The sequence below is a fragment of the Paenibacillus antarcticus genome (assembly GCF_001637225.1).
Taxonomy (GTDB): domain Bacteria; phylum Bacillota; class Bacilli; order Paenibacillales; family Paenibacillaceae; genus Paenibacillus_AQ; species Paenibacillus_AQ antarcticus.
Genome location: NZ_LVJI01000027.1, coordinates 71,825 through 97,196 on the forward strand (window position 1 = coordinate 71,825; position 25,372 = coordinate 97,196).

General features: G+C 41.7%; 23 protein-coding genes. 15 read left to right on the forward strand and 8 right to left on the reverse strand.

The annotated features are described in order from the left end of the window. Positions 1–28: 28 nt before the first annotated feature. Genes PBAT_RS18010 through PBAT_RS18020 form a run of 3 tightly spaced genes read right to left on the reverse strand, consistent with a single transcriptional unit; the run spans position 29 to position 5,822 of the window. Positions 29–1,213: an acetyl-CoA C-acyltransferase gene (locus tag PBAT_RS18010; protein ID WP_068651524.1), complete on the reverse strand. Its 1,185-nt coding sequence runs from the start codon at positions 1,211–1,213 to the stop codon at positions 29–31. 25 nt (positions 1,214–1,238) lie between these two features. Continuing rightward, a complete protein-coding gene (locus PBAT_RS18015; RefSeq protein ID WP_068651526.1) occupies positions 1,239–3,635 on the reverse strand; it encodes a 3-hydroxyacyl-CoA dehydrogenase/enoyl-CoA hydratase family protein in 2,397 nt (798 codons plus the stop codon). A gap of 33 nt (positions 3,636–3,668) precedes the next feature. Then, complete coding sequence (locus PBAT_RS18020) at positions 3,669–5,822, reverse strand: (Fe-S)-binding protein (protein ID WP_068651567.1); 2,154 nt, start codon at positions 5,820–5,822, stop codon at positions 3,669–3,671. Positions 5,823–6,057: 235 nt separating this feature from the next. Here PBAT_RS18020 and PBAT_RS18025 point away from each other — a divergent pair, with 235 nt between their 5' ends. From PBAT_RS18025 to PBAT_RS18040, 4 genes are all read left to right on the forward strand, one after another. Continuing rightward, on the forward strand, positions 6,058–6,639 hold the full coding sequence (locus PBAT_RS18025; protein WP_068651528.1) for a TetR/AcrR family transcriptional regulator: 582 nt from the start codon (positions 6,058–6,060) through the stop codon (positions 6,637–6,639). Between the two features lie 24 nt (positions 6,640–6,663). After that, positions 6,664–7,437, forward strand: coding sequence for an electron transfer flavoprotein subunit beta/FixA family protein (locus PBAT_RS18030; RefSeq protein WP_068651530.1), 774 nt, complete (start codon positions 6,664–6,666; stop codon positions 7,435–7,437). 21 nt (positions 7,438–7,458) lie between these two features. Beyond that, complete coding sequence (locus PBAT_RS18035; RefSeq protein WP_068651532.1) at positions 7,459–8,433, forward strand: electron transfer flavoprotein subunit alpha/FixB family protein; 975 nt, start codon at positions 7,459–7,461, stop codon at positions 8,431–8,433. A 165-nt stretch (positions 8,434–8,598) separates the two neighbouring features. Beyond that, complete coding sequence (locus PBAT_RS18040; RefSeq protein WP_068651534.1) at positions 8,599–9,246, forward strand: 3'-5' exonuclease; 648 nt, start codon at positions 8,599–8,601, stop codon at positions 9,244–9,246. 51 nt (positions 9,247–9,297) lie between these two features. On the opposite strand, the gene PBAT_RS18045 is transcribed toward PBAT_RS18040, so the two are convergent. Together PBAT_RS18045 and PBAT_RS25650 are read right to left on the reverse strand one after the other, a co-directional pair. Then, positions 9,298–9,651 carry a hypothetical protein gene (locus PBAT_RS18045; protein ID WP_068651536.1) on the reverse strand — a complete coding sequence of 118 codons (354 nt, stop codon included), beginning with the start codon at positions 9,649–9,651 and terminating at the stop codon, positions 9,298–9,300. Positions 9,652–9,805: 154 nt separating this feature from the next. After that, positions 9,806–9,991 (reverse strand): hypothetical protein, encoded by a 186-nt coding sequence (locus PBAT_RS25650; protein WP_149466377.1) that lies wholly within the window; start codon positions 9,989–9,991, stop codon positions 9,806–9,808. 80 nt (positions 9,992–10,071) lie between these two features. On the opposite strand from PBAT_RS25650, the gene efeO reads away from it, so the two are divergent. The 3 genes from efeO to PBAT_RS18060 all read left to right on the forward strand — a co-directional run bounded on the left by efeO (position 10,072) and on the right by PBAT_RS18060 (position 14,121). After that, positions 10,072–10,959 carry an iron uptake system protein EfeO gene (gene efeO, locus PBAT_RS18050; RefSeq protein WP_068651538.1) on the forward strand — a complete coding sequence of 296 codons (888 nt, stop codon included), beginning with the start codon at positions 10,072–10,074 and terminating at the stop codon, positions 10,957–10,959. A gap of 5 nt (positions 10,960–10,964) precedes the next feature. Further along, positions 10,965–12,269, forward strand: coding sequence for an iron uptake transporter deferrochelatase/peroxidase subunit (gene efeB / locus PBAT_RS18055; RefSeq protein WP_068651540.1), 1,305 nt, complete (start codon positions 10,965–10,967; stop codon positions 12,267–12,269). 61 nt (positions 12,270–12,330) lie between these two features. Continuing rightward, positions 12,331–14,121, forward strand: coding sequence for an FTR1 family iron permease (locus PBAT_RS18060; protein WP_068651542.1), 1,791 nt, complete (start codon positions 12,331–12,333; stop codon positions 14,119–14,121). An 82-nt stretch (positions 14,122–14,203) separates the two neighbouring features. On the opposite strand, the gene PBAT_RS18065 is transcribed toward PBAT_RS18060, so the two are convergent. Both PBAT_RS18065 and PBAT_RS18070 read right to left on the reverse strand, forming a co-directional pair. Further along, positions 14,204–14,581 (reverse strand): PH domain-containing protein, encoded by a 378-nt coding sequence (locus PBAT_RS18065; RefSeq protein ID WP_068651543.1) that lies wholly within the window; start codon positions 14,579–14,581, stop codon positions 14,204–14,206. 58 nt (positions 14,582–14,639) lie between these two features. After that, positions 14,640–16,676, reverse strand: a complete 2,037-nt coding sequence (locus PBAT_RS18070; RefSeq protein WP_068651545.1) for a Na+/H+ antiporter — start codon at positions 16,674–16,676, stop codon at positions 14,640–14,642. A 121-nt stretch (positions 16,677–16,797) separates the two neighbouring features. Here PBAT_RS18070 and trhO point away from each other — a divergent pair, with 121 nt between their 5' ends. The 7 genes from trhO to PBAT_RS18100 all read left to right on the forward strand — a co-directional run bounded on the left by trhO (position 16,798) and on the right by PBAT_RS18100 (position 21,638). Further along, positions 16,798–17,712: an oxygen-dependent tRNA uridine(34) hydroxylase TrhO gene (gene trhO / locus PBAT_RS18075; RefSeq protein ID WP_068651548.1), complete on the forward strand. Its 915-nt coding sequence runs from the start codon at positions 16,798–16,800 to the stop codon at positions 17,710–17,712. A 16-nt stretch (positions 17,713–17,728) separates the two neighbouring features. Next, a complete protein-coding gene (locus PBAT_RS18080) occupies positions 17,729–18,364 on the forward strand; it encodes a helix-turn-helix transcriptional regulator (protein WP_068651550.1) in 636 nt (211 codons plus the stop codon). A 146-nt stretch (positions 18,365–18,510) separates the two neighbouring features. Further along, positions 18,511–18,852: a PadR family transcriptional regulator gene (locus PBAT_RS18085; protein ID WP_068651552.1), complete on the forward strand. Its 342-nt coding sequence runs from the start codon at positions 18,511–18,513 to the stop codon at positions 18,850–18,852. 59 nt (positions 18,853–18,911) lie between these two features. Further along, positions 18,912–20,048, forward strand: a complete 1,137-nt coding sequence (locus PBAT_RS18090; protein ID WP_248912438.1) for a DUF2812 domain-containing protein — start codon at positions 18,912–18,914, stop codon at positions 20,046–20,048. A gap of 98 nt (positions 20,049–20,146) precedes the next feature. Beyond that, entirely contained in the window at positions 20,147–20,509 is a 363-nt protein-coding gene (locus PBAT_RS18095; RefSeq protein WP_246168288.1) for an RNA polymerase sigma factor, read from the forward strand. Between the two features lie 8 nt (positions 20,510–20,517). Then, positions 20,518–20,637 (forward strand): sigma factor-like helix-turn-helix DNA-binding protein, encoded by a 120-nt coding sequence (locus PBAT_RS26030; RefSeq protein ID WP_246168289.1) that lies wholly within the window; start codon positions 20,518–20,520, stop codon positions 20,635–20,637. Next, positions 20,634–21,638, forward strand: a complete 1,005-nt coding sequence (locus PBAT_RS18100) for an anti-sigma factor (protein ID WP_068651554.1) — start codon at positions 20,634–20,636, stop codon at positions 21,636–21,638. The genes PBAT_RS26030 and PBAT_RS18100 overlap by 4 nt, the downstream gene beginning before the upstream one ends. 119 nt (positions 21,639–21,757) lie before the next feature. Here PBAT_RS18100 and PBAT_RS18105 read toward each other — a convergent pair whose 3' ends face one another. Further along, on the reverse strand, positions 21,758–22,732 hold the full coding sequence (locus PBAT_RS18105; RefSeq protein ID WP_068651556.1) for a diaminopimelate dehydrogenase: 975 nt from the start codon (positions 22,730–22,732) through the stop codon (positions 21,758–21,760). A gap of 515 nt (positions 22,733–23,247) precedes the next feature. Here PBAT_RS18105 and abc-f point away from each other — a divergent pair. Continuing rightward, complete coding sequence (gene abc-f / locus PBAT_RS18110; protein WP_068651558.1) at positions 23,248–25,206, forward strand: ribosomal protection-like ABC-F family protein; 1,959 nt, start codon at positions 23,248–23,250, stop codon at positions 25,204–25,206. Positions 25,207–25,372: the final 166 nt, after the last annotated feature.

Sequence of the window (25,372 nt, forward strand, 5' to 3'; positions counted from 1 at the left end):
TCCCTCTCCTTTGCCCTACTGAGTGAACTTATTTAGGATGAACTTCAAATACCCCAGCTGCGCCCATTCCACCTCCGATACACATGGATACCACCCCATACCCACCACCACGTCTTCGCAATTCTTGAATTAGCGTAGTCGTAATTTTGGTACCCGTGCATCCAAGTGGATGTCCAAGTGCAATGGCACCACCGTTCACGTTGACTTTCTCCTCGTCAATGCCAAGCTCACGGATGACATGCACACATTGGGAAGCAAAAGCTTCATTAATCTCAAATAGACTTACGTCGTCAAGTGTAATGCCAGCCATTTGTAGCGCTTTGGGGATCGCTTTGACCGGCCCTACTCCCATCATTTCTGGTTCCACACCCGTTACTGCAAAAGAACGAAACGTCGCTAGCGGCGTTAATCCAAGTTCCTCTGCTTTCTCTTTACTCATGATGACAATGGCAGCAGCACCATCACTCGTCTGGGATGTGTTACCTGCTGTAACGGTACCTCCTAATTTAAAAGCTGGTTTCAGCTTACTTAGTGCTTCAACGTTGGTGTCCGCTCGAACACCCTCATCCGTATCGAAAATAAATGATTGTACTGATATTTGACCGCTCTCATCTACATGTTTCAACTCCGCTTGTACCGGAGCAATCTCATCCTTAAACTTACCTTCAGCAATCGCACGCGCTGCTTTCTCATGTGAGCGTGATGCGAATAGGTCCTGATCTTCACGAGAAATATTGAATTTCTCTGCGACCCTCTCAGCTGTATGCCCCATTGCGATATATACTTCCGGCATTTCTTCAACAATCCTAAGATTTGGTGAAATCTTAAATCCCGTCATGGGTACCTGACTCATACTTTCTACTCCTCCAGCAATTAAGACGTCAGCATGCCCTAACATGATCCGTTCGGCTGCGAAGGCGATGGACTGTAATCCTGAAGCACAGAAACGATTGATCGTCATCGCCGGTACTGTAACCGGAAACCCAGCATACAAAGACATAATACGGGCAAAGTTCAATCCCTGTGCACCTTCTGGCATGGCACAACCGATAATAATATCTTCTACGTCCCCTTTCGAGAGACCCGCGGTACGATCGATTACAGCTTCCAAGACGATCTTTCCTAGCTCATCCGCACGTGTCTGCCCTAGACTTCCCTTCTTCGACTTGCCGATCGCGGTACGTGCCATGGACACGATTACAGCTTCTTTCATTGAATCCTCACACTCCCCGGATAAATTAATTTCGCAGTGCCTTACCCTTCGTCAACATATGTTGCATCCGTTGTTGAGTCTTCAGCTCACCACACAAGCTCAGAAAGGCTTCCCGCTCCAGATCGAGCATGTACTGTTCACTCACAAGCGTACCTGCGGGTATATCACCGCCAGCCAGTACATGAGCCAGTTTTTTTGCAATTAACAAATCGTGATCACTAATGTAACCACTTTCTCTCATCCCGATAGCCCCAAGTTGTAGCACTGCCTTACCTTCTGAACCCGATACCCTAATCTTCTCTTCAGGGATCGGTTCATAGCCTGCTTTGCTCATCCGAAGAACAGCCTGTTTGGCTTCATATATTAAATGATCCTGATTGGCAATAATGCGATCCGTTGATCGTAGATAACCTAACTTTTGAGCATCATGACCACTCGTTGAGACTTTTGCCATCCCAACCGTTTCAAAAATATGATTGATGTAGGGTTGAATATCCGCTTCAGAATGCCCCACACGCTGACTTGCACGCATCGCTAGTTCTTTACAGCCTCCACCCGCAGGAATGAGTCCAACGCCCACTTCAACTAAACCATAATATGTTTCAGCCCCAGCAATAACTTGATCTGCAGGCATACAAGCCTCTACACCACCACCCAAGGTCATCCGATGAGGAGCGGCAACAACAGGTTTTTCGAACCTTTTCACCTTGTACATCGTGTTCTGGAATAAACGGATAATGCCATCAATTTCATCCCATTCTTCATCTTGTGCTTCCATCAACAACAACATAATGTTGGCGCCTACGCAGAAATGCCGTCCCTGATTGGCAATGATCATCCCTTCAAAGTTATTTCGTACTTCCTCCATACTTTGCTGGATCATCATCAGAATATCTGCACCAATGGCATTGTTTGGTGAATGGAATTCAAGACATGCCACACCATCTCCAAGATCAATCAAGCACGCACCGTCGTTTCCTTTTACAATCTTGTTCTGCTCCTTCAGGCTACTTAGTCTGATGATTTCCGGTGGCTGTTCTACCTGCTTGTAGTTCTGTTCAGATACATAATATAAAGTCCCTTCTTTCTTCTGATAAAAGGATTGATTACCCGCTGCGATCCAGTCCTTCACCCACGATGGAACATGCAACCCTTCCTTCTCCATACGCTCAACGGATCTGACTAACCCCAGCGCATCCCATGTCTCAAACGGACCCAACTCCCAGTTAAATCCCCATTTCATTGCCTCATCGATTTCATGGATTGAATTCGCAATTTCACCGACTTTTTCAGCGGAATACAGGAATACCTGCTTCAGAATGTTCCATGCCAATTCAGAATAGCGGTCCCCTGTAGCGATTAAAGCCTTTGTTTTCGCCCGAGCCCCTTTTGCTATTCTCGCCGCTTCAAGTGAACCCGAAGTTACCTTCTTCTGAGGATGATATTCCATGGATGATAGATCGAGCGACCATATTTCGCTACCGTTAGCCCCTTTTTTCTTCAAATAAAACCCCTGACCCGACTTCTCACCAAACCAACCTCTTGAGACCATGTTAGTCAGAGCGTCTGGAGCCGCAAATGCTGCTTTCTCCGTTTCAGACGTTATATTCGCGTACACATTGTCTGCCACATGAACGAATGTATCCAGTCCGACCATGTCTAGCGTCCGGAACGTAGCACTTTTAGGGCGTCCCATCGCAGGTCCAGTGACTGCATCTACTTCCTCTACAGAAAACCCATTGTTCAACATCTCTTGCAATGTAATAAGAAGTCCATACGTCCCGATTCGATTTGCGATGAAATTCGGAGTGTCCTTAGCTACGACGACGCCTTTGCCTAATGTCTTCTCGCCAAATAATTTCATCTGTTGGACAATCGCTGGATCTGTCTTCGTTCCCGGAATGATTTCTAACAACTTCATGTAGCGAGGTGGATTGAAAAAATGTGTTCCTAAGAAGCATTGTTGAAAGGGTTCACTACAATCAGCTACCATCTCTTCAATAGAGATCCCAGACGTATTCGAACTGACAATCGTTCCCGGCTTCCAATAACGTTCTACCTTGCTCAACAAATCCTTCTTAACTTGAAGATTCTCGACAACTACCTCAATCACCCAATCTACTTCTGATATTCGTTCAAGATGATCCGACAAATTCCCTGGGGTGATTCGTTTCGAGAATACATCATCGTAAAGTGGCGATGGCGTACTCTTGTGTAATTTCGCAATGGCTCCTGTAGCTAAGCGGTTTCTAACAGCAGGATGTTCGATTGTATATCCTTTCTTGACCTCTTCTTCCGTCAAATCTTTCGGGACCATATCAAGTAATAAGCATGAGATTCCAACGTTAGCTAGATGAGCCGCAATACCTGAACCCATAATTCCTGATCCGATAACAGCCGCTTTGCGAATGGATTTATTCATCTTCTCATTCCCTCCAATTCAGATCAGTACTATTTAACGGATGGGATGATCCCCGAATACCGATTGTTCCAAGATCTCTGCGATATCCTTTGCCTTGACAAGATCCTCAACTTCCTTCATCTTAGTGCCATCCTCCATCATCGTTAGACAGTAAGGACAAGCACTACTAATAACCGTTGGATTAACTTCTAGCGCCTGCTCTGTTCGAGCTAGATTGACCCGCTTACCTGACGTCTCCTCTAACCACATCATGCCTCCACCAGCACCACAACACATGCCATTCTCACGCGACCTCTTCATTTCAGCCATTTCTACCCCTGGTATCGCTTTCAGGATATTACGTGGTTCGTCATAGACATTGTTATAGCGGCCAAGATAACAGGAATCGTGATACGTAATGCGTTCCTTCACTTCATGACGGGGATTTAATTTCCCTTCTTGAATGAGCTTATCGAGTAGTTGCGTATGGTGGGTTACTTCAACTCCCTCAAGTCCGAATTCAGGATACTCATTCTTCAATGTGTTGAACGTATGTGGACAGGCAGTAACAATCTTCCGAACATCGTATTTCTGGAATGTTGCAATGTTATCCACACATAGCTGTTGGAACAACATTTCATTACCCATTCGTCGTGGTGTATCGCCTGAGTTCTTCTCCTCATTCCCTAGAATAGCGAAGGAGATGCCAGATTCGTTCAATAAACGGGCAAAAGCTCTAGATATCGATCTGCTTCGAAGATCATATGATCCCATCGATCCTACAAAAAATAAGTACTCAAAATCGGGATTCTCCTTCACCGTGGGTACTTTAATGCCCTCAATATCTCCAGTCCATATGGCACGGTCATTCCGATTTAATCCCCACGGATTACCCTGTCTCTCTATGTTCTGCATTGCACGTTGCCCCTCGTGAGGAACACTGCCTTGCATCAACACCAAATGTCTGCGTAAATCTATAATTTTATCGACGTGTTCATTACTTACTGGACATTGATCTTCACAATTGCGACAGGTCGTACAAGACCATATCTCGTCTTCCGTGATCACATCACCTATAAGCTCTAGTTCTAATGATTTCTTCTCCTGTTCGACCCATGTTGATTTATGCCACTCGAGTGTTGGTACAGTATTCGTAATTCCACTTCCGTTTGCATTCCATGCCACCACATCAGACTTCTCAGTCCCTAACGCATGAGTTCCACTCGAGGCAAATAAATAGTGGGGCACCCAAGGTGACTTCCCTGTTATCGCAGTTCCCTTTTCCACCATATGATCTCGTAGTTTCGTAATGAGGTGCATTGGCGATAACACCTTGCCGGTACTGCTCGCAGGACACACATCTGTACAACGTCCACATTCCACACAAGCATAGAAATCGAGCATTTGTTTCTGTGTAAAGTCCTCGATCTTGCCGACACCGAATGACTCCGCTTCTTCATCTTCTAAATCTAACGTTGTGAGACGTCCTACTGGTGCGCTACGACGGAACCAAATGTTGATCGGAGCGGTTATAATATGAAAATGTTTCGACTGTGGAACATAGACCAAAAATGCCAATAGAATCAATAGGTGCATCCACCAGAACACCATGAACCAACCATATGCCGTAGAACTTGAAATTCCGGTTAATGCTAATGCGATAAAAGAAGATATCGGTGAGTAGCCTGTAAATGATAGCTCCATCCACACCCGTTCGAAACTTAAAGTTAGTACGACAGAGACCATCAAGAAGAAGATGAACAAGATGACGAGGCTTGGCTTCCATCCTCTTTTCAAGCGGGTTAGCTTCTCACCATAACGGCGATACGCGGCATAGCCCATAGCAACTAAGATTAGAACCACCGTTACTTCCTGCATGAGCCCGAACACTTCATACCCTGGAATCAGCAAGTGTTTGCCACCTGTTAACCCTTTTACGATCAGATCTAAAGCCCCGAACTGTAATATAATGAATCCGTAAAATATGATGATGTGCATCAATCCACTCTTAGGATCCTTCATTAATTTCTTCTGAGCGAACACCTGTGACAGGAACTCCGCCCATCTTCCCTCACCACGTTGTCGAAAGTCTGCTGGACCTCCGAGCTTAAGATACAAATAACGATGATACACAGCTTTATAGAATAAATAGATACCGTAGCCGGTTACCGCCAAGAACAACAGGAAATTCGCAGTCTTCCAACCCATCTCAATCCATCCTTTCACTCCCCAATTTCACCTTTAATTCAATCTATAAAGATAGAATGAATTGAAGTTACTTGTGTCTTTAATTCAATCTATTTAGATAGAATGAGCTAAAGTTTTTGCTGACTTTTTACCTTTAGTTCAATCTATATAGATAATTCAGCGACTTCATGCATATGATCATAAAAAAATGAATGAGGATTCATTCATTTTCCAACCAAGAACACTGAGGTGCTCCATGATAAGTAGAAAACAAGAGAAATTTGATCTGATTTTGGAAGCCGCATTAAAAGTCATTGCTGAGAATGGCTTTCATGGTTCTCAAGTATCCAAAATTGCGAAGGAGGCAGGTATAGCAGACGGTACAGTTTATCTGTATTTTAAAAACAAAGAAGATATTCTCATTTCCCTCTTACAACAACGCTTAGGTGATCTAATCCTCATGTTTCACAGTAGCGTTCGTGAAACCAACTCAGCAGATGATGCCATACGTACTATTTGTCAGATCCATTTCGCTGAATTAGAACAAAATGTAAACCTTGCCTATGTGACTCAGATTGAGCTTCGACAAAGCTCACTTGAACTACGTAAAGCCATAGGTCATCTATTAAAGCCCTATATCCAACTGATTGAAGAAGTTCTAGAGCAAGGAATCAAGGAGAAGTTATTCCGACCCGACCTAGATATAAAGTTAACGCGGTTGTTATTGTTTGGAGGAATGGATGAGGTCGTTACCTCATGGCTCATCTCCGAAAGGAAATATTCATTATCCGCCCAGGTAGACAAAACGGTTGAGTTTTTCCTAAGAGGCTTGAAATAATCGTTAGAAGGGAGATATTATCACATGAATATCTATGTCATTCTCAAGCAAACGTTCGATACGGAGGAGAAAATAATAATTCAGGATGGGGAGATTTCTGATGATGGTGTTAAATATGTCATTAATCCATATGATGAATATGCCGTTGAGGAAGCGATACGTCTAAAGGAACAACATGGAGGTTCAATTACAGTCGTATCTATCGGGCCTAGTCGCACAGCAGAAGCATTAAGAACTGCCCTTGCACTCGGAGCCGATGAAGCTGTACTCATCACAGAAGATCGTATAGGAAGTGAGGAATTCAACATCTCCAAGGTTCTAGCCGCGTATTTCGCCAACAATCAACCTTACGACCTCATTCTCGGGGGAAATTTCTCTATTGATAACGGAGGAGGTCAAGTAGCTATACGCCTCTCACAGCTCCTCCATATTCCTCATGTTTCATCGATCATCAAGATTGATGTTTCTAGCGATCATGCCATCGTCCTTCGTGATTCCGAAGGGGACACCGAAACCGTGAAAGTCTCTCTTCCTGCCCTTTTCACTGCTCAACAAGGACTAAATGAGCCACGTTACCCATCGCTACCCGGTATTATGAAAGCAAAGAAGAAGCCCTTTCACCATTTGTCCATAGAAGATTTAGGCCTTACTTCATCTGAGATCATCGCCAAAACAGAACGTATTTCCCTTTTCCTACCTCCTTCGCGCAATTCAGGCCAAATTTTACAAGGCGAACTGAACCAACAAGTATCCCAACTCGTTCATCTTCTTAAACATTCAGATGTGTTATCTATTTAATCCAATAAAGGGGATGAGATTATGAGTAAATTCTACATTGTTGTCGCAGAAGTACGTGATGGTAAGCTACGTCAGGTGACTTTGGAAGCACTCCAAGCTATTTCTTTGGTTAAGGAAGATGACGATTTCGTTACAACCGTTATATTGGGACATCAAATAATGGATATTGCCCAACAGCTATCCGAGCACCTGAACGGACAGGTCTATGTCTTTGACCATATGGACTTGAAGACATACAACGCAGAGATTCACTTTACTGCTATTAAGCATGTATTGAATACCTTGAACCCTCATGCTGTTTTTCTAGGCCATACCGCTGTAGGCCGTGAGCTAGCCCCCATGATTGCAGCATATTTAGAAGCAGGTCAGCTCTCTGATGTCATTTCTATCGAGAAATCTGGCGCGGAAATTCTTTATACTCGCCCCCTTTATGCAGGTAAAGCTTTTGAGATCAAAAAATTCACAGACGGTCCCCAAGTCGTTACCATACGTCCCAATAATATCGCTGCCGCTGACACGGTCGAATTACATGCACAAATTATTACAAAGGAATTCACTCCACCTTCGTCACTTCGTTCCGTTGTGCAAGATGTCATTCGTAAAACCTCAGGAAAAGTAGATCTAACGGAAGCCAAAATCGTCGTATCTGGTGGTAGGGGTGTTAAGAGCGTCGATGGATTCAGACCTCTTCAAGAACTGGCTGATGTGTTAAATGGAGCCGTTGGTGCCTCACGCGGAGCATGTGATGCGGGGTATTGCGATTATGCCTTGCAGATCGGTCAGACTGGTAAAGTGGTTACTCCTGAAATTTACATCGCTTGTGGCATCAGCGGTGCAATCCAGCACTTGGCCGGTATGAGTCAATCCCGCATCATCATCGCCATTAATAAGGACCCTGAAGCACCTATATTTAAAATGGCCGATTATGGCATCGTCGGCGATTTATTCGTGGTCGTCCCACTCTTAACGGAAGAATTCAAGAAAGCATTGGCTTAATAATAGAATGACCCGTAGCTACTCATCGCTAGGGGTCATTTTCACTATAGAGGTTGATTGGAACGTTTTAGTAGATTGTATTTTCTAGTATGCCACGATAGTATTAATAGAGACACGCATGATATAGATATATAGACTGATATGAATAATAAGGAGTTATTACATATGGATTTTGTTGCCATTGACTTTGAAACCGCGAACGCGAATCGCTCAAGTGCCTGTTCTTTAGGACTTGTAGAAGTACGGGGAGGTATTATAACATCAGAACATGTCTGGTTAATTGATCCAGAGCAGCCTTTTGATTATCGAAATATACAGATCCACGGGATAACGCCAACTATGGTTAGTGGGCAACCCACGTTTCATGAATTGTGGCCAACGCTTGAACCACTCCTGCAAGGAAAACAGATTGTTGCGCATAATGCTTCATTTGATATGAGCGTGTTACGATACTGTCTGGATAAATCGTTAATAGATTACCCTTCTTTTCAATATTACTGTACGTATTTACTGAGTAAAAAACTACTGCAAGAGATGCCTTCTTTCAAATTAAATGTTATTGCAGACCATTATGATATTCCGCTCAACCATCATGAAGCACTGGATGATGCTCGTGCATGTGCGAAGATTCTATTGAAATTACTTGAAAAGGAACAATGTTCTGATCCCGTACAACTCTCTAAAGCTCATAGTTGCAAGATAGGGACCATGTTTGCTGGCGGGTACACACCCTTCTCAGCTCCTTCGAAGAAAAGTCCTAAGAAACCAACACCAAGAAGTTACCCGAGATTTAATACTAACGCTGGCATGTAAAAGGACAAGCGACTGAAATATCAGTACGCTTGTCCTTTTCTTTATTTCATATTAATAGACTTGATGTAGACTAACTGGTCCTAGACTACCATAAGTGCCTTGAAACTCTCCTTTAATGACATAAGTTCCTGGGGAAAGGTACCCTACAGAATATTCAACTGGACTTGGAGTTGTTGGTCCAATGTTCACAGTTGTTGAGAATACTTTACTTAGTTGACCAAGAGGGCCTTTAGAGTAAAGCGATAACTCAACCGTTTCATTCGTGGAACTCCAAAGACCAACACTTATTTTATGTTGAGCAGGTTGGCTTACTGTCAAATCATGAGATATTGCAGTATAGGCAGCAAATGCGTTAGTAGAAAAAGCGAAGAAAGCCATTAATACGATTAAAACTACTTTTTTCATTTAATTCACCTCCCTTCTTATACTAGAGCGATCTGGAAAAAATGCCGATTCTAAACTATTAAATAGTAATATTTTAACTATTATATCAATCATAGTAATATATGGATATATATATTTATACAAATTAGAAATTATAAAGATGACTCCTAACCGCTCAGGAATCATCAACTTGCTTAAATTCTGTCGTTCTAATTGCAAATGCGCTCACAGCCACTGCCAATAGCGCCAACATACTTCGTTTGTTATCTATATTCATAAAATTACCTTCATTTACAGTTACAAGGCAATCACGTATTAGAGGATCGTATTCTGAATCATTAGGAAAAAAATGTATTGACATAGGAATAGACCCGCTCTATGATAATGATTATCCGATACTGATAATCATTATCATTTATAAGAAAACAAGGGGTGTTCATTTTGAAATTACGTTATGTTGTACCTGCAAGCTTATTGATTTCATCCATTCTATTTACAGGTTGTGCTAAGAATAATGCACAGCCAGCTTTGAATAAATCAACTCCTTCCGAAACTGTAGCAACGAATGCTACCACTACTAAATCACCCGAATCTACCTCTTCTCCAGATCTACAATCAGCTATTGATCAATATCGTACATATGTCATTGAACAGTGTGATCTGTTCGTGAAAGAAACAGAGAAATTCACTACTGCAGTAATAGAAGGTAACCTTGAAGAAGCCAAAGCATTATACGCGCCTACGCGGATGTACTACGAACGAATAGAGCCTATTGCTGAAGCACTCGGGGATTTAGATCCGAATATCGATGCTCGAGACGGCGATGTCGATGCAAGTGAATGGCGTGGATTCCATCACATCGAGAAAGCACTTTGGGAAGCAGGAACAACCAAGGGAGAAGAAGAAGTCGCTGATCAACTACTTAAAGACGCTCAACTCCTTCGCGCTAAAGTAGAAACAGTCGATATCAATGCGAGCATGCTTGTTACAGGTGCCGTAGAGCTCCTAAACGAAGTGTCCTCTTCCAAAGTAACAGGAGAAGAAGAGCGTTATTCCCATACAGACCTTTATGACTTTGCAGCCAATGTAGAGGGTGCTGCCAAAATATATGAATTATTAAAACCAGAACTACAGAAGAAAGACGCTGACTTGGAAAAAGACATCGGTGAGCGATTTGCTTCTTTACAGAAGGAATTGGCACCATTCAAAGTCAACGATGCTTACGTTTCATACGAAGTGCTTAAAGAAGACCAAATTCGTAAACTCAGCCAGACGCTTGATGCGCTTGCAGAACCACTATCCAATATGGGAACCATTCTAGGAGTGTAATAACCATGGAACACGATAATCAGAACGACGATCAAAGTAATCATATGTTGAATAAGAAATTAAGCCGCCGCGATATGCTGCGGCTTGCTGGTGTTGGTGGGGTTGGACTATTGCTTGGCGGGGGTGCTATAAGTAGCATTCTATCATCTGAGAGTAAGAGTAACTCTTCCCCTTCAACAACGCTTATTCAAGATCCAGATTCCATTCCTTTCTATGGGGAGCATCAGGCCGGAATTATAACTCCGTCACAGAACTTCATCTGTTTCGCCGCATTTGATGTTGTTGCAGATAACATCAGTGACCTCCGTAAAATGTTTCAAAAATGGACTACAGCATCAGCTTCTATCGCATCAGGGTCACTCATTGGCAACGTGAATGATAATCCTAATCTTCCTCCCTCAGATACAGGTGAAGCTGCAGAGCTTTCACCATCACGTTGTACAATAACTTTTGGTGTCGGACCTACTCTATTCGATACACGATTTGGCCTACAGAATAAACGTCCTCCTTCATTCCAAGAGCTACCACTCTTCAAGGCTGACAGTCTAGAACCGGAATGGTGTGGTGGTGATTTGTGCGTTCAGGTATGTGCAGATGATCTCCAAGTAGCCTTTCATGCCATACGTAACTTAGCCCGAATTGCTCGAGGAACAGCTGTACTACGTTGGACACAGGAAGGCTTCCAACGTAGTACTCAAGCTGATCCCAAATCTGCAACACCTCGAAATCTACTTGGTTTTAAAGATGGAACTGCTAATCCAGATGTAACGGATAGTAAATTGATGAAAGAAGTGGTCTGGAGCCAGTCTATCGATGGCACGAGTTGGATGTCAGGTGGTTCCTATATGGCTGTACGTCGAGTTCGTATGCGTATTGAAGTGTGGGATCGTAGTACACTTCGCGATCAAGAGAACACCTTCGGTCGTCATCGTCATACGGGTGCTCCACTTGGAGCAAGGGATGAGTTCGACACCCTTAAGTTGGATGAACTTGATTCAAAGGGTCAACCCATTATTCCAACGAATTCTCATGTAGCACTAGCTCATGGTGATGGTAGTATTCAGATGCTTCGTCGTTCCTACTCCTATTCAAGTGGCATGGATCTCAAAACAGGCCAACTGGATGCTGGCTTACTCTTTATCAGTTTCCAACGAGATTTACAAAAGCAATTTATCCCCATACAACTACGCTTATCCAATAATGATTTATTAAACGAATACGCGGTTCATAAGGGTAGTGCTGTCTTTGCTTGCTTCCCTGGAACGACAGAAGGCGGATTTATTGGAGAAACCCTATTCGGTCGAATATAGAATAGGGTTTCCTTACGTCTAGACCAGATAGATGCGAATCATAAATGAAAGGATTGTAGACATGAGAAAAGGATTCATCATACGAGTCATTACGATCATCATCTTACTAACCACGTGTAACTGGGCTAATCCTGTTGCTTATGCTTCAAATGATTCCAAGCCAGATCATTTAATGCCCGCTGTCGGTAGTATTCTCGTCGAAGCAGGACATGGGGAGTGGGAGCAAGCCTCAAGTGATCTTGATGAACTTCAAACCTTGTGGAATTCAGTGAAAGCAGAGAACCCCTTAGAAGAAACTAACAGTGATCTCGTAGCTAATGTCGACAACGCATTAGCTCTAGCTTCACTTAAGTTAAATAACGGTGGTGGAGAACCAGCGAAGCAGGCATTAACAACCCTTGCTAAAGCTGTCGATGCCTATGTCTTATCAATTCAGAATGATGCACAATCCGTGGATCCTAACAAACTGACAGGTCCGAAAGCGGCTCAGTTGCTGCTTTCCGCAGCTAAGAATTCATTAAATGCCATCATTCAAGAGGATTGGAGCCAATCGAAGCAGAACTATCGTCAATTGATTGATGAATGGAGCGAAGTAGAGAATACCATTCGTGCAGACAATAACGCATTATACAGCCAACTAGAAACCAAGATTACTCTTGTACGTGTAGCCATTCAAGCTGAACCACCTAGGCAAGAACAAGCTAAACAAGAAATGCAGTCCCTTCTAACTTTACTTAGCGACTATGCCCAAGGGAAGACGATCGCATTAAGTAATGACAGCAGTAATCAGACTTATTCCCTCGAGGAATTACTAAATATTCTTAAAGATGCGCGTCAGCAGACAGTCGATGGTCAGAGCGCGGATGCCATTATGCAAATGGAGCAGTTCATTACCATATGGCCTACGGTAGAAGGTAAAGTGCAAATATCATCTTCATCAACCTACACGCGTATTGAGAATGAGACAGCACTTGTAACAGGACAGCTTTTATCCAATCCTCCAAAGCTTACCGAAGCTATTCAAATCATGGACAATATGATTTCTGAGCTTGAGCCTATTGTTGGAGAACAAACCTATACTGCTTGGGATGCAGCACTTATTCTATTACGCGAGGGTCTAGAAGCTATTCTAGTCTTAGCCGCGTTACTATCTTATTTGAAACGTAGTGATAATACGAAAGGCCGTAAATGGATCTGGTCTGGCGCTCTAACTGGATTAGTGGGTAGTGCCATTCTGGCTCTAGTTCTTATCTACACGATCTCTCAAGCCGCTTCTGGAAGTGCACGTGAGCTATTTGAGGGTATTACCGGTCTTGTATCCGTCGTTATGATGTTAACCATCGGTCATTGGTTACACAGCAAGTCAAATACAAGTGCTTGGAATAACTATGTCGGTGCTCGTGTGGATAGCGCACTTGCAAGGGGTAGTCTATGGTCTCTTTTCTCCGTGTCTGCCCTAGCCATTCTGCGAGAAGGTGCAGAGACAACCATATTTTATGTTGGAATGGCACCTTCTATTGACACCTATCAGTTACTATTAGGCATTGGGATTGCCCTTGTAATCCTGTTTATATTAGGTTATGCCATCATCGCATTAAGTGTAAGATTACCGCTACGCGCTTTTTTCCTTACGGCAACGTTACTTATATACTACCTTGTATTCCGCTTCCTCGGTGAGAGCATTCACTCTCTCCAGATTGCAGGGAAACTATCGGCGCATGCTGTCGAACAACTGCCTTCCATCGCTTGGCTTGGAATGTATCCCACATGGGAAACATTTATACCACAGATTGCCGCACTCCTATTTATAGGTTGGCAACTCGTACGACAAGAACTTATGAAACGTAAATAATGTTGTTATCTATCTAACAACAGGAAACGCAAAAGAGCAGGAAACCTAATGTTTCCTGCTCTTTTACTCTTTATGACAACATTTATCTTAAAATATACTGTGATAGTACGCTCTGCACCTCATAAATGCTAACATTCTTGTTAAATGTTTTTACAATAGGAACCGTGCTACTTGAAATATAAATTTTGAGTTCCGCATCAAGATCGAAATGTCCAGCTGTCTCAACAGAATAATGCGAAATACTCTTGTAGGGTATCGAGTGATACTCTAGCTTCTTCCCTGTTATCCCCTGCTTATCAATCAGAATAAGTCTCTTGTCAGTGAATATGAACATGTCTCTAACCAACTTATAAGCTCTCTCAATCTTCTCTTGTGGTGCCAATATTTGAGCATATTCCTTCTGCACAGCAGGTAAATCCACTTGCGTAGCATTCCCCATAAGACCATCTAAGAAGCCCATATACGTCCCCCTCATTTTTTATTACGTTGTCACAACACCCTCTCCATATTCCATCTTATTACAATTCTTCAACATCTAACATACCTGCTTCCAAATAATTAATGAATTGACGCAATTGGTTAGCTGCCCCGCGAGAAATTTCACCTGATTCGAACATGTCTTGCACTTCATCCCTTTCAATCTGAATCGCTTTAAATTGGAGTTCAACCCTATGCTTCTGGAACTCTTCATCTTCCTCGAATTGCTTACATTCTCTACTACTTAATCTTTCAATCGTACGATTATACTGTGAAATCACACGTAGAGATGCGTCCCTGTTGGTTTCATTCATTCGATTATGAATGGCTGTGATTGCAGCCTTAGCCGTTAGAATACTCACTTCTTTTAACGACTCCGTAGGGTCCTGTGAATCCGTCAATTTTGTCTTCTCTGAATGCACCATATTCAGAATGAGTCGTCTAATTCTAAACATAGATACTAACAGACGCATTTTTAATCGTTGAGATAATAGAATCTCCATCTGATCAATGATCTCTTGGAATCGGTCTGCTACCTCTTGTGTAACTTCTTTTTTGGATAACAATCTTTCCATCTCATCGCGTTCAGCTTGTATCCCAGCAAGTCGGATATCGAAGATCAATTCACGAGACTTGGAATCCGTATTCTGAAGAGCTTCATGCCCCATAAGCTGTTCTATCTTTTTCTTATAATCTGAAATCACGGATAGAGCTGCCGCTTCGTTATCTTCGTTTATTTCTCCTCTAATCCCTTGTATAGCTGCCTTCAGCACTTTTATTTTGGAAGCTTGCTGTAGCGCATCTGGGTTTTCTTCCTCCGCGACCTTTTCACTTTTTGACAGTAGTGGTAACGTGATACTTGCAATAATTAAGGTTAACAAAATCACGCCCGCGGCTATAAATATTATTAAATCCCGCTCCGGAAAAGGACTTCCATTCTGAAGTACAAGTGGCATAGAAAAAGCCCCTGCCAACGTCACCGCGCCACGCACCCCAGATAGGGACGTTAATACAGCCGCCAGAAATGTAGGTTTCTCAAGCTCATCTTTTTTCCGAACAGCCCATGATCCTCTTGAGTACAAATACACCCATGCAAAACGTAGAAGGATTAAGGCCGCTGTAATTATGAGGATATAACCGATCACCAAAAAGTTACTAATGGATCTATTCTCAAAAATAACACTTGTCACATCTGGAATTTGTAATCCTAGAATAACAAACACCAACCCATTCAATATGTATAGAACGATAGACCATGTACTCTCTGATACGATTCGCAGCTTCAGATTGGACGAGGATTCAGTACGATCTCTCTCAATGGCATGTACAACGCCCCCAGCCACTACAGCTAAGATTCCTGACAGACCAAACTCCTCTGCAATTAAATAAATTACAAATGGTGTTAACAACTGGATTAACATATGCATCGTGATGTCTTCCATGCCGTGACGGCGTAGAAATACTCTTAACCAAATAATAAACAATGACACTACAGCCCCAACAACAAGTCCACCCACAGCAATGACGAAGAAGCTAAATGTAGCATTTCCAAGTGAGAATGCACCTGTGACCATGGCTGCCACTGCAAATTTAAAAGCAACTAAACCGGAAGCATCATTTATTAAGGCTTCACCTTCGAGCAGATGCATTATTTTCTTAGGAAGATTAGCTCGCCCTGCCATAGCTCCAACAGCTACAGCATCTGTCGGTGAGAGAATCGCTGCCAGAGCAAACGCAGCTGGTAAGGGTATGGAAGGAATCATCCAGTGAATCATATAACCAACCACGAGAACCGTAGCAAATACGAGCCCCAGCGCAAGCATCAGAATGGGTGCTCGTAAGTTCCACAATTCATGCCTTGGTGTTCTTTTACCATCATTAAATAATAGAGGTGCTATGAACAGTACAAGAAACAACTCGGAGTTTAAAGTCATGTGAATGCCTGGGGGTATTAGGACTACTGCCATCCCCAAGGCGATTTGAAATAATGGAACAGGAATAAACGGAACGAAACGATTTAATATATTAGATATGCCAATAATGGCAAGTAGCACTAATATAACTAGAAAAATCTCCATGATGTTCAACACTCCTCGATGTGTGTGTATTTATTACCTTTATATACTTCTATATTGACTAAGTAGGTGAAGGTCATCTACAATTAATAGGACAAAAATTTATTAGGCAAGGTGATTAGAAATGACTCAAGATCAACCACAGTACAATATACTATTGTTCTATAAATTTGTAAAAATTATTGATCCACAACAGTTTACAGCAGATCATTTACAATACTGTAAGGACCTCGGCGTCAAAGGACGCATTATCATCGCTGAGGAAGGTATTAACGGCACAATATCAGGAACTGTGGAACAAACAGACCAATATATGAGTCATTTTCGTGCAAACCCATTGTTTGCCGATATGATATTCAAAATTGATGAATCTCCTGAACATGCTTTTAAGAAGATATTCGTTCGACATAAACAGGAGCTTGTGACATTCCGATATGAGAAGGAACTAGATCCCAATATCATAACTGGGAAAAGATTGTCCCCTGTCGAATTCCATGAACAACTTCAACAAGATGATGTTGTCGTGATTGATGGCCGCAACGATTATGAATATAAGATCGGTCATTTCCGCAATGCAATCCGTCCCGATGTAGAGTCCTTTCGAGAATTTCCTGAATGGATCAGAGAGAACTTAAGCCAGTACAAAGATAAAAAGGTACTTACCTATTGTACAGGAGGAATCCGTTGTGAGAAACTAACGGGATTCTTAATGAATGAAGGTTTCAATGATGTTGCCCAATTGGATGGAGGAATCGTTACCTATGGTAAGGATCCTGAAGTACAAGGAAAACTTTTTGATGGAAAATGTTATGTGTTCGATGAACGTATCTCCGTGCCTATCAATCATACCGATGAAGATATCATTGTTGCTACGTGCCATCATTGCGGCAAGCCTGAAGACCGTTATATAAATTGCGCATATACCCTTTGTCATGCCAAACATATTTGTTGCGAAGAATGTGAAGATATCCATAATGGCTTCTGTTCAACAGATTGTGAAGATGATTGTGCGAATATGCCAGCAAAACAACATTCTTAAACCTTGGAGGGCGCGTATGAACAGACCGATTGAACTCTCCACCCGGGAACAAATTGTCCATATGCTAAAGACAAAAGCACCTCTTACAGCCAAGGATATCACGAACGAATTACAGATTACTGAAATGGCCGTTCGTCGCCATCTAAGCACACTTGAGAGAGATGGGTACATTGAATCGGATACGATTCGCCAAACCATGGGCAGACCTACGGCGGTCTATCGGTTGAGTGAATTGGCTGCAGGTTTCTTCCCCGCAACCTATCATACGTTAACCCTTGATTTACTTGGTGAGCTTGAACAAGAATCTGGTGAAGATTTGATCAACCATCTCTTCGATAGACGTAAAAGTAAGTTAGAGAAGAAATATGCGACCAACATGACCGGACTCCCTTTATCTGAAAAAATCCTACTTCTTACGAAGCTACAGAACGAGAATGGGTATATGGCCGAATGTGAAGAAAGTGACGACGGGAATTTTATAATTCAAGAATATAACTGTCCCATTTCACAGATTGCCAATCAATATAAACATGCTTGCCACTGTGAACTAGAATTATTCAAATCACTCCTGCAAGTTGACGTTAATCGTACAGAGTGCTTATCAACAGGTGGCACCAAATGTTCCTACGTTATTTCTCAATCTAAAAGTTGATCCACTAGTAGTGTTTCATCGGTCTAATAGACCCATGGAACACTTTTTTTGTGATGAACTGCGTATCATTGACCAATATGTCACACCGTGATATAGTCATGTCGTGACATAGTTGATTCAATAGTAGAAAGGTGATCTTCTAAGACATGATCGAAAAAGTGTTAACTAAATATATTCCCATGACAGAAACGGCATTTTATATCCTCTTGTCCTTAACCAAACCTCGCCACGGGTATGGCATTGTTAAACATGTAGAAGAAATTACAAGCTCGCGAATACGTTTGGGATCCGGTACGGTATACGGAACACTAACAAAAATGCAAAAAGATGGCATTATAACTGTATTTGCGGATGAGGAAAGAAGAACCGTTTATGAAATCACTGAGCTCGGACAAAGATTAATCACTGTTGAGATCAATAGACTTAAAGAACTGCACCAGAATGCATTAAAGTACGAGGGGGATTTCGATGATAACAAAAGTATTTAGGCCATTTTGGAGCTATGATGTGAACAAAACAGAAGCGTGGCTTTCGTCTATGGCGGAAAATGGGTTATTATTTGCTGAGATTGAATCGAGGAACACGTTACTTTTTCTTTATTAAAGGTGATCCTACAACAATAACGTATCGTTTCGTATACGATAAAATACAGTCCGAATCATTGCCTAAAGCTTTATTAGAAGAGGGTTGGACGAAGATTACGCAAAGCGGTCATTGGCACGTAATCACGAATGAGAAACCTTTTGAATTAATAAAGACCTCCCCTGTTCGTGAAGGAATCATCAAACATAATCGATTGATTATGTATATCTTCGGTAGTATTTCTATCTATTTGACAACGATGACCATCCTTTTTGTCGGTATATTTAGCTTAGTTGCATTCTCTCAAGATACACCATCTAAAGTGGTTGAAAGCCCTTATTGGATTTTAACATACATTTATTTTAGTGCTGTATTAGCTCTATGGATTCTTTCTAACTATTCTGTAATCAAAATTAATAAGACAAACAAAGATTTGTCCCGTGAAAATATACCACTTTATGCCCTTCATGACATAGATCAATCTGAAATAAGACGAAGTAAGAATAAAGAAAAGCAATTAAAACGTTCAGGCCAAATGGTTGTTAAAAGAAAGTTCGGGTGGATGTATGCTCCAGATAAACTTGAACACTGGCTCGAATCTATGGAAGAACAAGGTTATCATCTTTATCGTATGAGCAAAAGAGGAATCACTTTCTACTTTATAATAGGTAACCCGCGGAAAGTAAGTTATTGTGCTGATTTTCAGAATACTACAGATGAAAGTTACAATGACCTACACAGAGATTCCGGTTGGAAGAATGCTTTCATATCCGATTCTCCTTTTCTAAAATGGACCCTATGGAGCCGTCAATATTCAGCGGGAGAAGAACGACCACAGATCTACAGTGACAAATCACATCATTTAAAACATGCAAGACGCATAGCGACCACCTATTCATGTCTATTTCTTCCTTTGATGCTCATTAATACTTTAAATATAAAGTTTAGTATGGAATCGACGACGTTTAATAACAATTTAGATACACTACAAATAATCAGCATGATTTCACTTACGTTCGTTGTCCTCTCCTTTGGTTCGTTCATCGCCAGAACATGGCTGTATTACATGCGACTTAGAAAGCAATATACCAACTATACATAAGCATCACATATAGGAAGACTCAAACAGATGAGTCTTTTTTTGATTTCCATATAACATTTGGCATACTTGTTCGTTATACATGTGAAAGGCGGTGAAGCATGGAACCCGGGCAGTTACAGCAAGCACTCCAACCTAAGATAGCTGAAATAAAAAAATACTTAATTCGTCTTGGAGCCACACCACCTGATGCTGAAGATATCGTACAGGATACTGTCTATAAAGCTTTCTTATACATCGAAACAATAGAAACTAATAAATTCAGTGCATGGTTATACAAGGTGGCTATCAACCGTTACTACGATCTCTGTCGCCGAAATAAATGGATTCAGGTGCCGATCGATTCAGTCGAGGTAGCGGATTCAGACTTACCAGAAGACCATTTATTACAAAAAGAGAAACGCGCAGAAATTGAGTATGTTCTTAGCGAAATACTACCTCATCACAAACAACTCCTTATTTGAAATATGAAATGGAGTTCTCTTACCAAGAGATTGCTGATTTGCTCGGGGTGAAAGTCTCAAACATTAAATCAGGATTATTTCAGGCTCGTAAGCAATTCCAAAAAAGATCCAGAGGTGATGTAGAATGACAGCCCCTTGGGAAGAACCAGATCATAAGAACTTATCAAATCTCATCAAAAAAGCGAAACGAAAAACATTCATCCGAAATATTATCATCTCTTTAATCGTCACAGTCGTTGTTTTATTCGGAGGATTCCTTCTTAATATTCAGCTAATTAGTTCAAGCTCCTCCCAAGAATCGAAAGATGAGTATGCGCTCAAGAATATCAGTGGACCCAATCAATATATTTCAGGGATTACAGGTCAAGATGGTTTTTTATCAGGTACAACAGAATACAACATATACAAAGTGGTTGAAGGCGTACCGATTCCTTGGCGAACTAAGAAGACGGTCTATAATGTATTTCCATTCCTCCCCTTCGCAAACATTGGTGGCAGTGTCAACGGTTTAAGCTTATCTCTTCCTGATCCTGATATGATTCGAGAAGGTTATGAATATACTCGTTCATATAACGGACTTACCGGGCAGCGGTTGATGAACTTCTACATTCCAGATGTGAACTATAACGGTAAGGTGTTGAACGATCTGTCTGCTCTCGAGCAAATGGATCAAGACAAGTTAGTTGAAATGGCCATTTCCTTTGATAAGCCATATTCCCTCGCTGAGGTACGAAAGATGATTCCTCCCGAGCTAACACAGGTATGGTATTGGGTCGATACGTATGATAATAGAAAGTTTTATGATCCCTACAAAGATGGAAATGGTAACATCAGCTTCGCAAACCCATTGTTTGAAAGCTGGGTATTCGGGTTCGGTATCCACTTGGACGGACCACAAATGAACGAAAAAGACTTTATAGCATCATTGGAGCAAGGGCTTGAGGGGAAATATGAATATGAGTTCAATCGAATTTACAATTATTTGAGAGGAGACAAAGCAAAACCGAGCGAGTCTGACATTCGGCTTCTAGGTGTTGTCCTTACAGGTAACGCGAAGGAACTACAGATCCTTAAGGGGCAACCTTATGTCAGGGGAGCTGTTCTAGGAGCCATTGTGGATAAATATTAATGCTCTTTAGAGCATCCACGTAAATCATTAACGAAAAAAGGAGGGTGTCCCAGCAACCATTACCATGGCTACCGAGACACCCTCCTTCTATTTCAATTCACTAAAGAAAGTAATTACTTCTACAACAATTCTTTACGAAGTTGTTCAGCTGATTTTGGTGATAACAGACCAAATGGAATGTCAAAGACTGTCTTAGCTCCTGATTGACTTACCTTAGCTAGCTTGTACGCTGCACGAGCATACGCCACTAGAACACTTGCAGTGAATTCTGGATTGCTGTCAAGCTTCAATCCAAATTCAATAATCTGAGTATTGTTGTCTCCCGTACGTCCACTGCGAAGTACAGTACCTCCGTGAGGCATAGTGGAATGCTTGTCCTTCAATTCATCTTCAGAAATGAAGTTAACCGTAGTATCATAATCTGAGAAATAGTTAGGCATTTGTACGATCTCTTGCTCAATACGAGCTAGATCTGCACCTTCTTCAGCCACAACATAACAATCACGTAGATGCTTCTCGCGAGTCGTTAACTGTGGATTTTCCCCAGCGCGCACTTTCGCTACAGCATCTTCTACAGGAATTGTATACTGAACACCATTCTTCACACCTTCAACACGGCGAATGGCATCCGAATGACCTTGACTCACGCCACGCCCCCAGAATGTATATTCTTTACCTTCAGGTAGAATAGCTTCAGCTAACATACGGTTTAGTGAGAACAACCCTGGATCCCAACCAGTTGAAATCACACTAACATGTCCATTTTCCGAAGCGACAGCATCTACCTTAGCGAAATAATCAGGAATCAATGCATGCGTATCGTAACTATCTACGGTATTGAACATTTTAGCGAAGTAAGGACCTTGTTCAGGTAAATCCGTTGCGGATCCCCCACACAAAATCATCACATCAATCGTATCCTTATACTTCTCAGCTTCTGAGATATGAAGAACCGGAACACTTGCAGTTACACCTTGTGGTTCACGACGGGTAAATACAGCAGCTAGTGTCATATCCGAATTTTGTCGAATTGCTTTCTCTACGCCTCTACCTAAATTACCATATCCTACAATACCAACAGTTATTTGTGACATAAGTACCTCCTAATAGTAGTTGTTAATTAAATATAACATCCCTAGACTGTTACTAATTATATACAGGATTAAGATGCAAATCCATTTTATTTTTAAAATTTTTATAGTATCCATCTTGATTTCTATCCGCATTGGTTATAGAATAGTTCTATTCAATTAAAAGGGAGGTGAGGTAAGAGTGAATCACAATTTTGCAAATGAGAAGGTCAACCAATTGGCGTCGGGAATGTTCGGCATTTTTTATAAAATGACAACTGACGCTACCCGTCTGTCTATTTACAAGATCTCTCATTTAAATCAAAATTGCGAAATGCCACTCCTACCTTGACTTCAACCGTGAGGAAACTTCTAGATTGTTCTTTTTTAAGGACATCATCAGTTTCCGTGAAAATATAAGGAATCATAAAGTGCAACTTATAATTCCTTATATTTGAAATAAACGTTGTTTGATCTAGCCACAGGGACATTTCCCTGTGGCTTTTTGTTGCTAGGTGGCATCTATGGAGGAATATATCATGATGATTCAATGTAAAAATGTCCAGAAATACCACGGTGCTCAGCTTGTTCTAAACGATATTACGATGGATATACGCGTTGGTGAGAAAGTGGGATTAATCGGCCGTAACGGGTGCGGTAAGACCACACTTCTTCATCTTCTTAGAGAACAAGAGCGTCCAGATCAAGGACAAATCTCAATCCGTAAAGGAGCTAGAATTGGATTTCTAGAACAGGTCCCTGTTGAAACTGTAGGTACTACCACATATGAGCAATTATTACTCAGCTTTGCGAAACCTCTAGAATGGCAAGCTCGAATGAAAGAGCTTGAGCAGGCGCTATCTGACCCACAACATGCTCATCATGAGAATCTGTACAAAGGTTGGCTTGAAGAGTATGGACGTCTACAAGAGCAATTTGAGCAGGCTGGCGGATATCAGATGGAGGCTTCTATTGATCGTATTGCCAATGGCCTTGGAATCGCTACAGATCAGTATCATAGATCTTTCTCTTCCCTTTCTGGTGGTGAGAAGACGAAAGTCGGCCTTGCCTCTCTCCTTTTGAAGCAACCGGATATCTTGTTACTAGATGAACCAACCAACCATTTGGACATGTCAGCCATTGAATGGCTTGAACAATTCATTACAGAATACCCTGGCAGTGTCGTTGCCATATCCCATGACCGATATTTTCTTGATAAAATCGTTACCAAAGTCATAGAGATCGAAGATGGTGAAGCCTTTACCTATCATACAAATTACAGTGGCTATATGAAGGAGAAGGAAACCCGCCTCCTATTACAATTTGCTGATTATCAAGAACAACAAAAACAAATTAAAAAGATGCAAGAAACAATCAAACAACTCATAGAATGGGGCAACCGTTCAAATCCACCTAATCCAGGGTTTCATCGTCGCGCTGCATCGATGCAGAAAGCGTTAGATCGTATGCAAAAGTTAAAACGACCTATCTTAGAGCGTAAAACAATGGACCTTCAGTTATCTCAAGAGGATCGTTCTGGGAAACAAGTGCTGGTGATGAAAGAGCTAAGTAAATCATATGACAGCCGTACTCTCTTTGAACATGTAAATGAAATCTTGCATTATGGTGAGTCCGCAATACTATTGGGTGATAATGGAAGCGGAAAAAGTACCCTCCTAAAATTAATACTTGGAATGGAGTTGCCTTCAAGCGGTGAAGTGACGCTTGGGTCACGCGTAAGCGTTGGTTATTTAGCCCAAGAAGAGACGCCTCAGAACTGGAAACAGAACATTCTACAGTATTTCCGTGAACAAGTCGGGATGGAAGAAGGCGAAGCCCGTGGAGAACTAGCACGTTTTCTATTCTATGGCCCTGACGTATTCAAGGATGTTCGTAACCTATCCGGTGGTGAATGGACACGATTAAGGTTCGCCATTCTAATGTACCAGAAACCTAACTTACTTATTCTCGATGAACCTACGAATCACTTAGATATCGATTCAAGAGAAGCGCTTGAGGAAGCATTAGAGGAATTCCCAGGAACACTACTCGCTGTGTCTCATGATCGTTATTTCATCAATCGGATGGGACGGAAACTATGGGTTCTGAAACAAGGAGCACTTGATGTCATTCACGGGAACTTCGAAGACTATAAAGCGATTCAAGCTAGGCAAGTTATTATTACATCTGAACAACTGAGCAATTATAATAACACTGATATTCGGCCTTCAAAAGCAAAACAGACTACCGATGCATCTGTTACCAACTCATCCAGAAGTAAACGAAACGCATCAAACAAATCATCTCATGTTTCCCTAGAGCTCCAGATTGCGGAACTTGAGAAACATATTGAACTACTTGATATTCAAATGCTGAGCCCGGACATCTGTCGAGATGCCACTCAACTCTTCTCGTTACAGCAAGAACGTGAAGATATTCAGAAACGATTAGATTCACTGTTCGAACGGTGGATGGAAACAATGCAAAGTAACGACTAGCACATTACTGAAACAAGACAAGTAAGAACCCCAGCCAAGATGATATGCTCCCCTTATAGTAGACAGAAAAAAGCAAGCCGATTAATCTGTCTATTATGGAGGGGATTTTTTTATGGGCGAAATTAGGAAGACTTACGATGTTGCATTTAAGAAAAAGGCAGTCAAT